The organism is Achromobacter sp. FW305-C-30-7 (assembly GCF_058783105.1).
On sequence record NZ_JBYSYI010000002.1, the window covers coordinates 266976 to 280520 of the forward strand.

General features: G+C 66.2%; 13 protein-coding genes and 2 tRNA genes. 10 read left to right on the top strand and 5 right to left on the bottom strand.

Going from position 1 to position 13545, the window contains the following annotated elements:
* Window positions 1–21 precede the first annotated feature (21 nt).
* On the bottom strand, window positions 22–1020 hold the full coding sequence (locus tag AC3WOB_RS08220; protein WP_492274720.1) for a CobW family GTP-binding protein: 999 nt from the start codon (window positions 1018–1020) through the stop codon (window positions 22–24).
* A 75-nt stretch (window positions 1021–1095) separates the two neighbouring features.
* Window positions 1096–1171: transfer RNA gene (locus AC3WOB_RS08225), tRNA-Asn, on the bottom strand.
* A gap of 214 nt (window positions 1172–1385) precedes the next feature.
* Here AC3WOB_RS08225 and AC3WOB_RS08230 point away from each other — a divergent pair.
* The 4 genes from AC3WOB_RS08230 (at window position 1386) to AC3WOB_RS08245 (ending at window position 5108) form a co-directional block, all read left to right on the top strand.
* A tRNA-Thr gene (locus AC3WOB_RS08230) sits at window positions 1386–1461 on the top strand.
* A 129-nt stretch (window positions 1462–1590) separates the two neighbouring features.
* Window positions 1591–2250: a response regulator gene (locus AC3WOB_RS08235; protein WP_013392456.1), complete on the top strand. Its 660-nt coding sequence runs from the start codon at window positions 1591–1593 to the stop codon at window positions 2248–2250.
* Window positions 2247–3575 (top strand): ATP-binding protein, encoded by a 1329-nt coding sequence (locus AC3WOB_RS08240; protein WP_492274721.1) that lies wholly within the window; start codon window positions 2247–2249, stop codon window positions 3573–3575. The genes AC3WOB_RS08235 and AC3WOB_RS08240 overlap by 4 nt, the downstream gene beginning before the upstream one ends.
* Window positions 3576–3665: 90 nt before the next feature.
* A complete protein-coding gene (locus tag AC3WOB_RS08245; RefSeq protein WP_492274722.1) occupies window positions 3666–5108 on the top strand; it encodes a DegQ family serine endoprotease in 1443 nt (480 codons plus the stop codon).
* Window positions 5109–5131: 23 nt separating this feature from the next.
* Here the strand turns inward: AC3WOB_RS08245 and maiA are convergent, their stop codons facing one another.
* The 3 genes from maiA to AC3WOB_RS08260 are packed head-to-tail and all read right to left on the bottom strand — an operon-like array spanning window position 5132 to window position 7288.
* Window positions 5132–5776 (bottom strand): maleylacetoacetate isomerase, encoded by a 645-nt coding sequence (gene maiA / locus AC3WOB_RS08250; RefSeq protein ID WP_013392453.1) that lies wholly within the window; start codon window positions 5774–5776, stop codon window positions 5132–5134.
* A gap of 58 nt (window positions 5777–5834) precedes the next feature.
* Window positions 5835–6812 carry a 4-hydroxy-3-methylbut-2-enyl diphosphate reductase gene (ispH, locus tag AC3WOB_RS08255; protein WP_013392452.1) on the bottom strand — a complete coding sequence of 326 codons (978 nt, stop codon included), beginning with the start codon at window positions 6810–6812 and terminating at the stop codon, window positions 5835–5837.
* Window positions 6812–7288: an FKBP-type peptidyl-prolyl cis-trans isomerase gene (locus tag AC3WOB_RS08260; RefSeq protein ID WP_080551049.1), complete on the bottom strand. Its 477-nt coding sequence runs from the start codon at window positions 7286–7288 to the stop codon at window positions 6812–6814. Before AC3WOB_RS08260 ends, ispH begins: the two co-directional genes overlap by 1 nt.
* 50 nt (window positions 7289–7338) lie before the next feature.
* Between AC3WOB_RS08260 and radC the strand changes: the two genes are divergently transcribed.
* The 6 genes from radC (at window position 7339) to AC3WOB_RS08290 (ending at window position 13530) form a co-directional block, all read left to right on the top strand.
* Window positions 7339–8016 (top strand): RadC family protein, encoded by a 678-nt coding sequence (gene radC / locus AC3WOB_RS08265; RefSeq protein ID WP_013392450.1) that lies wholly within the window; start codon window positions 7339–7341, stop codon window positions 8014–8016.
* A gap of 85 nt (window positions 8017–8101) precedes the next feature.
* On the top strand, window positions 8102–8728 hold the full coding sequence (kynB, locus tag AC3WOB_RS08270; protein WP_492274723.1) for an arylformamidase: 627 nt from the start codon (window positions 8102–8104) through the stop codon (window positions 8726–8728).
* A gap of 180 nt (window positions 8729–8908) precedes the next feature.
* Entirely contained in the window at window positions 8909–9757 is an 849-nt protein-coding gene (gene kynA, locus AC3WOB_RS08275; RefSeq protein WP_492274724.1) for a tryptophan 2,3-dioxygenase, read from the top strand.
* 254 nt (window positions 9758–10011) lie between these two features.
* Entirely contained in the window at window positions 10012–10278 is a 267-nt protein-coding gene (locus AC3WOB_RS08280) for a type B 50S ribosomal protein L31 (protein WP_006218255.1), read from the top strand.
* Between the two features lie 124 nt (window positions 10279–10402).
* A complete protein-coding gene (locus tag AC3WOB_RS08285) occupies window positions 10403–12133 on the top strand; it encodes an ArnT family glycosyltransferase (RefSeq protein ID WP_041652883.1) in 1731 nt (576 codons plus the stop codon).
* Complete coding sequence (locus AC3WOB_RS08290) at window positions 12130–13530, top strand: MATE family efflux transporter (protein WP_492274725.1); 1401 nt, start codon at window positions 12130–12132, stop codon at window positions 13528–13530. Before AC3WOB_RS08285 ends, AC3WOB_RS08290 begins: the two co-directional genes overlap by 4 nt.
* Window positions 13531–13545 lie beyond the last annotated feature (15 nt).

The window sequence follows — 13545 nt, forward strand, 5'->3', positions numbered from 1 at the left end:
CAGACCGTCAGCCACGGACAATCAAAGGATGGACTGCCCAAGCGCGGCACCCAGAGCAGCGCGAACCTCCGCCACCTCAGGCCCTCGCAAGATGCAGACCAGCCGCGACACCTGCTCGCCGCCCGGCCATTGATCGAGTTGACTCACCGGATAGAGCTCGCCATGCACGCCATGCACCTCGCACGGCAGCATCTCGCCCTCGAAACATACCAAGCCCTTCATACGCAGCAAGCCCTGCCCGTAGCGCTCCAGGATCCGCGACATGCCGGCCAGAAACGCCGCCCGCCCGACGGGAACAGCCAAAACCAGGGAGAAACTGCCCACGCTTCCATGGCGGGCCGCCCGAGGCTGGGCAAATGGCCGCAGCCAACCCGCCAGGGCAGCGCCATCGCGCCTGGCCTGCCTATCCAGCCCCAGGCGCAGCGCATCGGCAAGCGGCGCATCGGGCCATTGGACGCAACGTTGCGCACCCGGATTGATGTCGGCGACCGCCTGCCCCAGGCGGTCCAGGCTTGCCTCGTCCGACAGGTCCGGCTTGCTGAACACCACGACATCCGCCAAGGCCAGTTGCCGCGGCGCCTCGGGTTGCCGCTCCAATTGATCCAGGCCGTTGCGCGCATCCACCAGGACGATCGCTCCCCGGTACGCATAGCGCTCGGCCAGGAAGCGGTCGTGCTTGAGGGTGAACAGGATGGGCGCAGGATCGGCCAGCCCGCTGGTTTCGATGAGCACGCGGCGAAAGGGTTTGATCTTGCGGCTGAGCGCGAGCATGAACAAATCGCGCAAGGCATCGACCACCGCGCCACTGACGACGCAGCACAGGCAGCCACCCTCGACCAGCACGATGTTGTCGCGGGCCTGCCGCACCAGATGATGATCGACGCCCACTTCGCCGTATTCATTGACGATGACGACGGCATCGGCGTACGCCGGATCCCGCAACAGCCGGTTGAGCAACGACGTCTTGCCGCTGCCCAGAAAACCGGAAATCACCGTCACGCCTATGCGCTTGTCGTCCATGCCCGATCTTCCATGACAGATCCGATGCAGCAAACCAAAAGGGCCATTCACTTGCGTGAATGGCCCTGAATTCTTTGGCTCCCCGAGCTGGGCTCGAACCAGCGACCTGCGGATTAACAGTCCGTCGCTCTACCGACTGAGCTATCGGGGAACTGCTAAGAAACGAGATTATGAACTAAAAAATCAGACTGTGCAAATCGCCGGATTTTTCCAGTGTTTTGAGCGCATGGTTTCCCATCGCCAAAAAACTCTGATATGATCTCGGTCTTTCCAGATCGGACCCCATAAATCAGGGCCACGAGACAGGAAAAACAAAGATGTTTTGCTTGCGGTTCCAGCATCACCGGAACGAAGCAAATGGTCTTGCCGGCATAGCTCAGTTGGTAGAGCAGCGCATTCGTAATGCGAAGGTCGTAGGTTCGACTCCTATTGCCGGCACCAGATTTCAAGAAGCAGCCCTCTCGGGCTGCTTTTTTCATTTCCGCGCCCGTTCCGCGCCGCACCCTCGCCCGGGAACTCCCGCCCGCCACCGCGCATCCAACCTGCTGGACCATCCTGGCGGACACGACCATGCGCATCCTTCTTGTTGAAGACGATCTCATGATAGGCGAGAGCGTGCTGGACTTCCTGCGCGCCGAACACTACGCCGTCGACTGGGTCAAGGACGGCAATGCGGCGGAACTCGCGCTGCGCACCGACACCTACGACCTCATACTGCTGGACCTGGGCCTGCCCAAGCGCGACGGCCTGTCGCTGTTGCGCGACCTGCGCGCGCGCAAGGACCGCACGCCGGTGCTGATCGCCACCGCCCGCGACGCCGTGAGCGACCGCATCGCGGGCCTGGACGCCGGCGCCGACGACTACGTGGTCAAGCCCTACGACGTGGACGAGCTGCTGGCCCGCATGCGCGCCCTGATCCGGCGCAGCGCCGGCCGCGCCGAGCCGGTATTCGAACACGAGGGCATCACCATAGACCCCCAGTCGCACGCGGCCATGGTGGACGGCACCCCCGTGACGCTGACCGCGCGCGAATGGGCCGTGCTCGAACCGTTGATCGCGCGTCCCGGCATGATCTTCTCCCGCGCCCAGCTGGAAGAAAAGCTGTATAGCTGGAAAGAGAGCATCAGCAGCAACGCGGTTGAGGTTTATATTCATGGCCTGCGCAAGAAGCTGGGTCCGAACCTGATCCAGAACGTCAGAGGCGTCGGCTATGTCATCCCCAAAACATGAGCATTCCGCTTAGCTACTCACTGAGAGCCAGGCTGCTTTTTTTCCTGTTGGCCGCCATCGTGGTCGGCGCGCTGGTGCAAGGCGCCATCGCCTACCGCAACACCTTGGCGCAAGCCGACGACATCTTCGATTCGCTGCTGCAGCGCACCGCCCTGTCGCTGGGGACCGGCGACGGACTGCTCAGCACAGGCCCGACGCACGCGCGCGGCGCGGGCTCTCCCGTCGCCGACGACTTGATCATCCAGATCTGGACGCCCGACGGCCTGCGCGTCTTCAATTCCCGCTCGCGCCGCCCACTGCCAGACCAGATCGTGCTCGGCTTCTCCGACGCGAAAATGGAGGGCAGCACCTACCGCGTATATTCGCTGGCCACGCCCTTCCAGGTCATCCAGGTGGCGCAGGACATGGGCGTGCGCACCAGCATGGCGCGCGCGCTGGCGCTACGCACCATCGCCCCCATCGCCGCCGCGGCGCCCCTGCTGATGCTGATCGTCTGGTGCGTGGTGAGCTGGTCGCTGCGCCCCGTGAAGCGCGCGCGCGCCCAGGTCGCGGCGCGGCAGCCCGAGGACCTTTCCCCCGTCAGCGTGCAAGGCTTGCCCGACGAGATCCGGCCGCTGGTCCAGGAACTGAACCTGCTCCTGGAACGCATGCGCGGCGCCTTCGCGCAGCAGAAGCAATTCGTGGGCGATGCAGCGCATGAGCTGCGTTCACCGCTGACCGCGCTGCGGCTGCAACTACAGGCGCTGCAACGCGCCGGCGACGCGGAGACGCGCAAGCTGGCCGAGCAGCGCCTGGCTGCCGGCATCGACCGCGCCACGCGCCTGGTGGAACAGTTGTTGTCGATGGCGCGCCATGAAAACGCGGCAGAACAGACGCCTCCTGAAGCCGTGGACCTGGCCGACGTGTTGCGCCAGGCGCTCTCCGAGATGCTGCCCCAGGCCAACGCCAAGACGATCAGCATCGATCTGGACGGCGCGCCACAGGCATGGGTGCAAGGGCACCGCGATGCGTTGACGCTGCTGGTGCGCAATCTGCTGGACAACGCCATCAAGTACACCCCCGCCGGCAAGCGCATCCACCTCCACCTGGAACAGGCCGCCCATGAAGTCGCCCTGCTGATCGACGATGAAGGCCCCGGTGTCGCGCCGGAAGAGCGCGAACGCGTGTTCGACCGCTTCTACCGCGTCGAAGGCAATGCACAGCATGGCAGCGGCCTGGGACTGGCGATCGCGCGCAGCATCGCCGACCAGCACGGCGCGGCGATAACGCTGCAGGACACGCCGGCCGGCCAGGGCCTGCGCGTGAAGGTGGCTTTCCCGACTTAAGGCTCGCCTTTAAGGCCCGCCTTTAAGACTCGCCTAAGTGTCAGGCCCGAAGATAGCGTCATGTCCTTCAACATGAACGCAGGAGCCGACATGAAGACCACCCAAATGAAACCCTCGCGCCTGATGCTGGCGCTGCTGGCAGCCGGCGCCATAGGCGGCGCGGGCGCAACCGCCTTCACCGCCGGCGTTTCGATGGCGGCCAACGCGCCGGCCATTACCTCCTCCCTCCAGGCGCCCGGCACGTCCAGCCCGCCCAACTTCGCGCAGATCACGCGCGACTTCGGCCCGGCCGTGGTGAACATCAGCGTCAGCGGCACCCGCAAGGTCTCTGCCGACGAAGGCGATCCCTTTGCCCAGTTCTTCGGCCAGATTCCCGGCGCGCGCGGCCAAAGGCCTTCGCGCGAAGTGCCGATGCGCGGCGAAGGCTCCGGCTTCATCGTCAGCGCCGACGGCACCATCCTGACCAATGCGCACGTAGTCCAGGACGCCAAGGAAGTCACGGTCAAGCTGACCGACCGCCGCGAGTACAAGGCCAAGGTGCTGGGCTCGGATCCGCAGACCGACGTGGCCGTCCTCAAGATCGACGCCAAGAACCTGCCGGTGGTGAAGGTGGGCGACGTCAACCAGCTGCAGGTGGGCGAATGGGTGCTGGCCATCGGCTCGCCCTACGGCCTCGAAAACACGGCCACCGCCGGCATCGTCAGCGCCAAGGGCCGCTCGCTGCCGGACGACACCTCGGTGCCTTTCATCCAGACGGACGTGGCGGTGAATCCCGGCAACTCGGGCGGCCCGCTGTTCAACGACCGCGGCGAAGTGGTGGGCATCAACTCGCAGATCTACAGCCGCACCGGCGGATTCCAGGGCTTGTCGTTCTCGATTCCGATCGACGTGGCCTACAAGATCAAGGACCAGATCCTGGAACACGGCAAGGTGCAGCACGCCAGGCTGGGCGTAACGGTGCAGGAAGTGAACCAGGACCTGGCCAACTCCTTCAAGCTGGATACGCCCTCGGGCGCGCTGGTGTCCAGCGTGGAGAAAGGCAGCGCAGCCGACAAGGCCGGCCTGCAGCCCGGCGACGTGGTGCGCAAGATCGACGGCAAGACCATCGTGTCGTCAGGCGATCTGGCCTCCACCATCACGCTGGCCACGCCGGGCGAGAAGATCAAGCTGGACGTCTGGCGCAACGGTTCGCAAAAGGAACTGGTCGCCACCCTGGGCGGCATACCCAAGGACAAGACCCAGGCCTCGGCGGGAGAGCAGGAGGTGCAGCGCGGCCAGCTCGGCCTGGCGCTGCGTCCGCTAAGCCCGCAGGAGCAGCAGGCGGCCGGCGCCGAAGGCCTGCTGATCGAACGCTCGATCGGGCCGGCCGCCAAGGCCGGGATCGAACCGGGCGACGTGCTGCTGTCCTTGAACGGGGTGCCCGTGCACAACGTCGCGCAGGTCAAGGAAGCGCTGTCCAAGGCGGGCAAGACGGTCGCCCTGCTGGTACAGCGCGGCGAAGCCAAGATCTTCGTGCCGGTGCAGATCGGCTGAGCCGGTCCGCACCCGGTTAGCCGCTACTCCGCGTCGGGCTGCTTGCCCGGCGCGGCCGCATCGAAGGCCGGCAGCGCGCGGCAGGCGGCATCAATACGCACGACGTTGGGCATGGCCGACAGATCGCAGTCGAAACGCTGGGCGTTCGCCACCTGGGGCACCAGGCACAGGTCGGCGATCGTGGGCGTGTCGCCATGGCAGAAACGGCCGGTGGCAGCAGAGCCCGCCAGCTGCGCCTCCAGGGCCTCCAGGCCCTGATGCACCCAGTGCTTGTACCAGGCGGTCTTGGCGGCCTCGTCCACGCCCAGGGTGTGCTTCAGGTACTTCAGCACGCGCAGATTGTTCAAGGGATGCGTGTCGCAGGCGATGCCCAGCGCCAGGTCGCGCACCCGAGCGCGGCCTATCGCGTCCGCCGGCAGCAGCGGCACCTCGGGATGCGTTTCTTCCAGGTATTCAATGATGGCCAGCGACTGGCCGATGACGGCGTCGCCGTCGACCAGCGTGGGCACCAGCGCGGTCGGATTCACCTTGCGGTAATCCGCCGACAGCTGCTGGCCGCCGTCCTTCAGCAGATGCACGGGCAGGTATTCGTAGGGCAGCCCCTTGAGATTCAGGGCGATGCGCACCCGGTACGCGGCCGAGCTGCGAAAGTAGCTGTACAACTGCATGAAGTCTCCTTGATGTTCTGATGCGGCAGCGCCGCGCGGTCGCGCGGCGCCCGCCTGCTTATTCCAGCGATTCCGTCTGCGCCGACTTGCGGGACAGGCCCTTGGGCAGCGGGAACGCCACATTCTCTTCCAGGCCCGGCATGGTGCGCACCGACACCGCGCCCAATTCCTTGACCCGGTCGATGACCTGCTGCACCAGGATCTCGGGCGCGGATGCGCCCGCCGTCACGCCGATACGCTTGCGATCCACCAGCCAGGCCGGATCGATGGACTGCGCACCATCGATCAGGTAGGACGCCACGCCCTTGCGCTCGGCCACTTCGCGCAGCCGGTTGGAGTTGGAACTATTGGGGCTGCCCACCACCAGCACCAGGTCGCAATCCGGCGCCATCACCTTGACCGCGTCCTGGCGGTTCTGGGTGGCGTAGCAGATATCGCTTTTCTTGGGCTCGACGATGCTGGGGAAGCGCTCCTTCAGCGCCCGCGACACGGCCGCCGCGTCATCCACCGACAAGGTGGTCTGCGTGACGTAGGCCAGGTTTTCGGGGTCGGCCACCTGCAGGCCGGCGACGTCCTCGACGGTCTCGACCAGGTACATGCCGCCCTGGGCCTGGCCCAGCGTGCCTTCGACTTCGGGATGGCCTTTGTGGCCGATCATGATGATCTCGCGGCCGGCGGCGCGCATGCGGGCCACCTCGATATGGACCTTGGTGACCAGCGGGCAGGTGGCGTCGAACACGCGCAGCCCGCGCGAATCGGCCTCGGCCCGCACCGCCTTGGACACGCCGTGCGCCGAGAACACCACGATGGCGCCGGCGGGCGCGTCGTCCAGCTCGTCGATGAAGATGGCGCCCTTGGCGCGCAGGTCTTCGACCACGTAGCGGTTGTGGACGATCTCGTGGCGCACGTAGATGGGCGCGCCGTGCAGTTCGAGCGCGCGTTCGACGATGTCGATGGCGCGATCCACGCCGGCACAGAAGCCGCGCGGCTGCGCCAGCAGGACTTCGGCGTCGGCGGCGGTGACAACCTGGCTCATCAGAGGACTCCCAAGAGCGCCACGTCGACCCGCAAGCTGATGCCCGCGAGCGGGTGGTTGAAATCGAACAGGGCCGATTCGTCGTTGATTTCCTTCAGGACGCCCGAATAGCGTCCGCCATTGGGCGCGGCGAATTCCACCAGGTCGCCCGGCTCGAAGGTGGCGTCGGCGCCCGCATGCTCAGCCAGCATGGCGCGCGTGACGCGCTGGATGAGCTCGGGGTTGCGCTCGCCATAAGCGTCGGCCGGCTCGACCGTGACGCTGAAGCGCTCGCCTTCGGCGCGGCCGACCAGCGCCGCTTCCAGGCCGGGCGCCCATTGGCCGCTGCCCATCTGCAGCGTGCCGGGACGGCCGTCGAAGGTGTCGGCGAACACGGAATCCTTGCCCGGCCCGGAGGCCAGCGTGATGCGGTAGTGCAGCGTCAGGTAGGAATCCGGACGGACAAAAACGTTCACTTCGTTAGAGGCGATGCTCAAGATCTGCCACCGTATATGCAATTGAATAAACCCTGATTTTAGAGCCTCTTATGAAATTGTCCGATCGGCTGCCCAAACACGAGCGCCCCAGGGAGCGCTTGCTGCGCCACGGCGCCGGATCGCTCCAGGACTCGGAATTGCTCGCCATCGCCCTGCGCACCGGCATTCCCGGCCTGGACGTGGTGCAATTGGGCAGCCAGTTACTGGCCAGATTCGGCGGCCTGCGGGGCCTGCTGGGCGCGACGCCCGAGGAACTGACCGCGGTCCCCGGCCTGGGTGCGGCCAAGGCCTGCATGCTGGTCGCCCTGCTGGAACTGGCGCGCCGCGCCATCGAAGAGGATCTGACCCGCAATAGCAACCTGGCCCACCCGTTGCAGGTAAAGGAATATTGCAAAATGGCGCTGGGGCACCGCCAGGTGGAACACTGCATCGCGCTCTATCTGGACAACCGGCTGCGACTCATCGCCACGGGCGAGCTGGCGCGCGGCACCCTGTCCCAGGCATCGGTCTACCCCCGCGAGGTCGTGCGCGAGGCGCTGCGGCACCATGCGGCGGCCCTGATCATCGCCCATAACCATCCGTCCGGCCTGGCCGAGCCCAGCGCCGCGGACCGCGGCTTCACGCAGCACCTGAAACAGGCGTTGGCGCTGGTGGACATCCGGCTGGTGGACCATCTGATCGTCGCCGCCGGGACGGTCATCTCCATGGCCGAACTCGGCGGCCTGTAGGGGCTGCGGACAGCTCCCGAATTCGTTAGACTAGCGCCCGCAATTGTTTTAGGCTTAACGCATCTTCCGACCCATTCCGCCTGACATGAAACGCTTGTGGGACATCTCCCCGCCCGTCTCCACGGCGTCGCCAGTCTTTCCTGGCGACACGCCGTACCGCCAGCAATGGAAATGGTCGCTTACGCCCGGCTGCCCGGTGAACGTCAGCGAAATCACGCTGTCGCCGCACATCGGCGCGCATGCTGACGCGCCCCTGCACTACCAGAACGGCGCCGCCGCCATCGGCGCAGTGTCCCTGGAACCGTTCCTGGGGCCCTGTCGCGTCATACACGCCATCGATTGCGGCCCCCTCATCACGGTGGACCACGTGGCCCATGCGGGCTTGAACCTACCGCCCCGCGTGCTGGTCCGCACCGCCAAGCATGCCGCGCAGGACTGGTGGACCGACGATTTTTCCGCCTACGCGCCCCAGACCATCGAATGGCTGGCCGAACGCGGCGTCATGCTGATTGGCCTGGATACGGCCAGCATCGACCCCGCGTCCAGCAAGACCCTGGACAGCCACCACACGATCTTGCGGCACGACATGCGGGTACTGGAGAACCTGGTGCTCGACGATGTGCCGGAAGGCGATTACGAGTTGATCGCCCTGCCGTTGGCGCTGGTCCAGGCCGATGCCAGCCCGGTCCGCGCCGTCTTGCGCGAACTGTAGGCTGGTCCGCTGGCCATGGGCGGCCGATCCGAAATCGGCCGCCAGTTCTGGAAGCTCGACCATGAAACACCATTCCGATCCGCACGCGACGCTTGCCCGCGCCCGTCCCCATGCGCCCTCGTGGCGCGCCCTGCCCGCATCCGCGCGCAGCGCCGCCCCGCCCTGCCAGGGAGACCGCGCATGAGCCACTCCGAACGCCCCGAAGACATCGTCCGCCAGGAAAAAGCGCAGCTGGATTTCACGCGCGACATGACCTATGGCGATTACCTGCATCTGGACGAACTGCTGGGCGCGCAGCATCCGCTGTCGCCCGAGCACAACGAGATGCTCTTCATCATCCAGCACCAGACCAGCGAACTCTGGATGAAGCTGATGCTGCACGAACTGCGCGCCGCCATCGCCAACGTGGCCGCCGACCGGCTGCAACCCGCCTTTAAGATGCTGGCCCGCGTCAGCAAGATCATGGAACAGCTGGTCCATGCCTGGGACGTGCTGGCAACCATGACGCCGCCCGAATACTCCGCGCTGCGCCCCTATCTGGCGCGTTCCAGCGGATTCCAGAGCTACCAGTACCGCCAGGTCGAATTCCTGTTGGGCAACAAGAACGCCGCCATGCTCAAGCCGCATGCGCACCGCGACGACCTGCTGGCCCAGGTGCGCAGCGCCTATGAAGCCCCATCGCTGTACGACGAGGCATTGCGGCTGCTGGCCCGCCATGGCCTGGACGTGCCGACCGACCACCTCGAACGCGACTGGACCCAGCCCTACCAGGCGTCGGCCGGCGTGGAGGCCGCCTGGCTGACGGTCTACCGCGAGCCCGACCGCTACTGGGACCTGTACCAGCTAGGGGAAAAGCTGACCGACCTGGAAGACGCATTCCGCCTGTGGCGCTTTCGCCACGTCACCACCGTCGAGCGCGTCATCGGCTTCAAGCGCGGCACTGGCGGCACGTCGGGGGTCGATTACCTGCGGCGCATGCTGGAAGTGGTGCTGTTCCCCGAGATCTGGAAGCTGCGCACGGATCTTTAAACCCTTATCCGACCCCAATTTTGGCAAGGGCGCCCCTCCCCAAGGGCCTCCTTTCCTCTTGGCCGAGCCAAAATTCCCATGCTAGAATTTGGGGTTACTTTTTGGATACGTGGCTGGAATAGTCGACGAGTATCCGGCCGCTGGGCAAACCCGATGAGCATATCGGCGGATTTGCCGGGCGGACGGGATTACCGCGCTTCCTGGCTGGCGACCCTAACAACTTGCAAGGCTCGGAAGAGCCCTAGGAAAGCACCATGAAAGAAGGCATTCACCCCGAATACCGCGAAGTCGTCTTCGCCGATCTGCAAACGGGCAACAAGTTCATCACCCGTTCGACCGTGCACACGCGCGAAACCGTTGAAATCGACGGCAAGACGTACCCGCTCTTCAAGTGCGACGTGACCTCCGAATCGCACCCGTTCTACACGGGCGCCCAGACCCGCATCGTCGAAACCGGCCGCGTGGAAAAGTTCCGCGCCCGTTTCGCCCGCACTGCCGGCACGGTCAAGTCCGCTTCCTGATCCTGTCGCTCCCGCGGGAGCCGCAGCAAAAAGGCAGCCTCCGGGCTGCTTTTTTTTCTCCCTGGCAGTTCAATCTTGACGCCGGGTACTAGCGCAATCAGACCACTCGGTTACATTAACGCCCGTGTCCCCACTTTCCATTTCCACTCCGGCCCGGCTCACGTCCGTGGCCACCGCGAAACTGCCCAGGCTGATCCTGCTGGGCTTGTCGCTGGCCTATATCGTGGCCGGCCTGTTCATGCGCGACCCGTGGAAAACTGATGATGCGGTGGGGCTGGCGACCATGGTCACGGCGATCCGCGAAGGCGGCATCACCTGGCTGCTGCCGCAGGTGGGGCACCTGGCCCACGCCGAGGAAGGGCCGCTGATCACCTGGGTGGGCGCGATCTGCATCTGGCTGTTCGGCCCCTTCATCGGCGACATCACCGCCGGCCGCCTGCCCAATCTGCTGTGGTTCGGCATCACCGCGACCAGCGTCTGGTACGGCACCTACCTGCTGGGCCGCCGCGCCGAAGCGCAGCCGCTGGCCCTGCCCTTCGGCGGCGAACCCGAACCTCGTGATTACGGGCGCATGCTGGCCGACGCCGCGCTCCTCCTGCTGCTGGCCACGGTCGGCATCCTGCAGCGCACCCACGAAACCACCGTCGTGCCCGCCATCATGGCGTGGCAGGCGCTGGCCTTCTATTCGCTGGCGCGCAGCATAGACCGGCCCTTCACCGGCAGCACCACCCTGGGCATTGCCCTGGCGGCCAGCTTCCTGACCCGCGGCTGGGTCGGCGCCATCCCCATCATGGTGGGCGCGGCCCTGGCCTTCTATCCGCGCAGCCGGCTGTGGAAATGCCGCCGCTGGCTGCCCTGGGCCGCGCTGCTGGCGGCCCTTCTGATCCTGGCTTGGTGGATTCCCGCCAGCCACAGCAGCGAGTATTGGATCCGCAACTGGAAGATCTGGAACCTGTCGTCCTTCGCCGTGCCCTCCTGGCATGACATCGGGCGCACCCTGCGCGACCTGCCCTGGTACCTGTGGCCCACCTGGCCGTTGGCCCTGCTGGCCATCTGGCGCTGGCGCGCCTGGCTTTATGCGCCCCATATCTGGCTGCCCCTGACCCTGTTGGTGTGCTCGGCGGCAGTGCTGTTCGGCCTGGAAGAAGCTTCCGACTCCGAATATGTGCTGCTGGCCGTGCCTTGCGCGGTGTTGGGCGCGTTTTCGCTGCCCACGCTGCGCCGCGGCGTGGTCAACACCCTGGACTGGTTCGCCGTCATGTGCTTTTCGCTGACGGCAACCACGGTCTGGCTCGGCTGGGTCGCCCTGCACTTCGGATGGCCGGCACAGATTTCCCGCAATATCGCGCGCCAGACCACCGGCTACGACCCCGAGATCTCCTGGGTGGCGTTCGCGCTGGCCATTGTTTTTACCGTGGGCTGGATCGCGCTGGTGGTCTGGCGGCTGCGGGTGCGGCCGCAGGCACTGTGGCGCGGCACCGTGCTGTCGGCCGGAGGCCTGACCGTTACGTGGATCCTGCTGGTGCTGCTGTGGCAGCCCGCCGTGGACTACGCCCGCAGCTATCGCACCGTGTCTGGGCAGTTGGCACAGGCGCTGGAGCAGAACGTGCGCCCCGGCGAGTGCGTGCGCGGACTGAGCCTGGGCAGCGGGCAGCGCGCCTCGTTCCTGATCTTCAATAACCTGACGTTCACGTTCGACTCCAAGTGCACGCTGGTGCTGCAACAGACCAGCAACCAGAGCCTGCGGGACAATACCGCCGCCTACAGCGACGGCGCCGAAGTACTGTGGCAAGGTGGCCGGCGCGCCGACCGCCAGGAAGTGTTCCGCCTGCTTAGAGTCGGCGCCCCCCGATGACGCCCGCGTCCGCCGCGCCGATGAGTTTCGGCGCCACCCTGCGCGGCATCGCCCGGCAGGCCTGGCCGGTACTGGTCAGCCAATGGGCCGGCATCTCCTTCGGCGTGCTCGACACCGCCATGACGGGCCACTCCAGCGCCGCCGACCTGGCGGCGATGGCCTTGTCCGCGTCCATCTACATCACCATCTTTGTCGGGCTGATGGGCGTGGTACACGCCCTGATCCCCATCCTGGCCCAGCACTTCGGCGCTGGCAACAACCTCGAGGTTGGGCGCAGCTGGGGCCAGGGCGTGTGGCTGGCGCTGGGGCTGTCGGTGGTCGGCGCGGTGCTGCTGCTGTTCCCGGACATGTGGCTGTCCATGTCGGGCGAAGTCGCCCCAGGCGTGCGCGAACGCATCGGCTCCTATCTGCAGGCCCTGGTGCTGGCGCTGCCCGCGGCCCTGGTGTTCCGCACCATCTACGCGCTGGGCACCTCGGTCTCGCGCCCCAAGCTGGTCATGGCCATCAACCTGACGGCGATCGGCTTCAAGGCTTTCTTCAACTGGCTCTTCATTTACGGCAATCTTGGCCTGCCGGCCATGGGCGCCACCGGCGCCGGCCTGGCGACGGCCGTGGTGTCGTGGATGAGCCTGGGCCTGGGCCTGTGGGTCATCACCCATGACCGCTACTACCGGCGCTTCAAGCTGCACGTCGGCAAGCCCGACTGGAAGACGCTCAAGGAGCTGTTGCGCCTGGGCATCCCCATGGGCGGCTCGTATCTGGTGGAAGTGTCGGCCTTTACCTTCATGGCCCTGCTGGTGGCGCGCGAAGGCACCTTCGTGACCGGCGGCCACCAGATCATGTCCAACCTGGCCGCGCTCTGCTACATGATGCCGATGGCGCTGGGCGTGGCCACGGCCGCCCTGACCGCGCAGGCCATCGGCGCGGGCAATCTCGCGCATGCGCACCGCACCGGTATGGCGGGCCTGACGCTGGGCATCCTGGGCGCGCTGCTCACCGCAGCGGTGCTGCTGGCGGGCCGGCCGCTCATCCTGGCCGCCTATACCAACAACCCCGAGGTGGCCGCGGTGGCGACCACACTGCTGGCCGTCCTGCCCCTGTTCCATCTGTTCGACTCGATGCAATGCATCAACTCCTACCTGCTGCGCGCCTACAAGGTCGCGGTGGTGCCGCTGCTGCTGCAAGTGGTCGCCCTGGCGGGAGTGGGCCTGGTCGGCGGCTGGTGGTTCGGCTTCGGCCCGGGCCGCGGTGGCCTGGACGGCGTGCGCGCCATCCTGGTGCCGGGCTCGCCGCAGGGCGCGGGCAGCATGTGGCTGATGGCCATGGTCGGCTTGGGACTGTCGGCCGCCTTGCTGCACTACTGGTACCGGCGCATCGTGCGCGGGGCGATCAAGTAAAAAAAGCAGCCTTGC

Coding starts and splice junctions, on each gene's coding strand:
- maiA (WP_013392453.1), bottom strand. CDS start 5,776: ATGCAGTTGTACAGCTACTTTCGCAGCTCGGCCGCGTACCGGGTGCGC.
- ispH (WP_013392452.1), bottom strand. CDS start 6,812: ATGAGCCAGGTTGTCACCGCCGCCGACGCCGAAGTCCTGCTGGCGCAG.
- AC3WOB_RS08220 (WP_492274720.1), bottom strand. CDS start 1,020: ATGGACGACAAGCGCATAGGCGTGACGGTGATTTCCGGTTTTCTGGGC.
- AC3WOB_RS08290 (WP_492274725.1), top strand. CDS start 12,130: ATGACGCCCGCGTCCGCCGCGCCGATGAGTTTCGGCGCCACCCTGCGC.
- AC3WOB_RS08235 (WP_013392456.1), top strand. CDS start 1,591: ATGCGCATCCTTCTTGTTGAAGACGATCTCATGATAGGCGAGAGCGTG.
- kynA (WP_492274724.1), top strand. CDS start 8,909: ATGAGCCACTCCGAACGCCCCGAAGACATCGTCCGCCAGGAAAAAGCG.
- AC3WOB_RS08280 (WP_006218255.1), top strand. CDS start 10,012: ATGAAAGAAGGCATTCACCCCGAATACCGCGAAGTCGTCTTCGCCGAT.
- AC3WOB_RS08245 (WP_492274722.1), top strand. CDS start 3,666: ATGAAGACCACCCAAATGAAACCCTCGCGCCTGATGCTGGCGCTGCTG.
- kynB (WP_492274723.1), top strand. CDS start 8,102: ATGAAACGCTTGTGGGACATCTCCCCGCCCGTCTCCACGGCGTCGCCA.
- radC (WP_013392450.1), top strand. CDS start 7,339: ATGAAATTGTCCGATCGGCTGCCCAAACACGAGCGCCCCAGGGAGCGC.
- AC3WOB_RS08240 (WP_492274721.1), top strand. CDS start 2,247: ATGAGCATTCCGCTTAGCTACTCACTGAGAGCCAGGCTGCTTTTTTTC.